Source organism: Mesorhizobium sp. M1E.F.Ca.ET.063.01.1.1 (assembly GCF_003998155.1).
GTDB lineage: Bacteria > Pseudomonadota > Alphaproteobacteria > Rhizobiales > Rhizobiaceae > Mesorhizobium.
This window is the reverse complement of the sequence record NZ_RZSC01001307.1, coordinates 1-908: the sequence shown is the minus strand read 5'-3', so window position 1 is coordinate 908 and position 908 is coordinate 1. Positions and strand designations below refer to the sequence as shown.

Annotated in this window: 3 pseudogenes; 2 read left to right on the top strand and 1 reads right to left on the bottom strand. The window is 65.3% G+C overall.

Features of this window, described 5'->3' with window-relative positions:
- A pseudogene (locus EOA29_RS38155) lies at window positions 1-246 on the top strand (ABC transporter permease); the annotation flags it as partial.
- A pseudogene (locus tag EOA29_RS43570) lies at window positions 246-527 on the top strand (ATP-binding cassette domain-containing protein); the annotation flags it as partial. The pseudogenes EOA29_RS38155 and EOA29_RS43570, both read left to right, overlap by 1 nt.
- Here the strand turns inward: EOA29_RS43570 and EOA29_RS38145 are convergent.
- Window positions 432-908: pseudogene (locus EOA29_RS38145) on the bottom strand (ABC transporter ATP-binding protein); the annotation flags it as partial. The pseudogenes EOA29_RS43570 and EOA29_RS38145 overlap by 96 nt on opposite strands.

Sequence of the window (908 nt, the reverse complement as noted above, 5' to 3'; positions counted from 1 at the left end):
AGGCCCTGGATCATGCCCGGCGTCATCGCCGGCGGGCTGTTCGCTTTCGCCGTTTCGTTCGACCAGTTCGTGGTCTCGTATTTCCTGTCGACACCCGGCCAGACGACGCTGCCGGTCGAAATCTATGCCGCGATCCGCAAAGGCTTCACGCCCGAGATCAATGCGGTCTCGACGATCATCATTGTCGTGTCGATGGCGCTGATGCTGCTTACGGCGCGCTTCTTCAAGTTCGGCGGAGAGAAGTAATGGCAGGCGTCCAGGTCGCGAACGTCTCCCGCAGTTTTGGCGCGCACAAGGCGCTGGACAATGTCTCGATCGACTTTCCGGACGGCGGCTTCTATGCGTTGCTCGGGCCTTCAGGCAGCGGCAAGACCACGCTGCTGCGCCAGATCGCCGGCTTCGACTTTCCGGATGCCGGGCGCATTGCCATCGGCGGCGAACTCGCTTTGCGGCCTGTCGTAGATCTCCTCCGGCGGCCCCTCCTGCACCAGCCTGCCGTCGCGCAGGATGCCGATGCGGTCGCTCATCGTCAGCGCCTCCTCCTGGTCGTGGGTGACGAAGATGGTGGTGATGCCGATCTCGCGCTGGATGCGCTTCAACTCGATCTGCATGTCGACGCGCAGCGCCTTGTCGAGCGCGCCGAGCGGCTCGTCCAGCAACAGCACGCGCGGCTTGGTGACGATGGCCCGCGCCAACGCCACGCGCTGGCGCTGGCCGCCGGAAAGCTGGTGCGGACGGCGGCCGCCGAGCTTGCCGAGCTTGACGAGGTCGAGCGCGCGCTGCACCTCAGTGGCGATCGTCGCCTTGGGCTCACCGCGCACCGACAGGCCGAAGGCGACATTGTCGGCGACGCTCATGTTGGGAAACAGCGCGTAGTTCTGGAACACCATGCCGATGCGCCGCTTCTC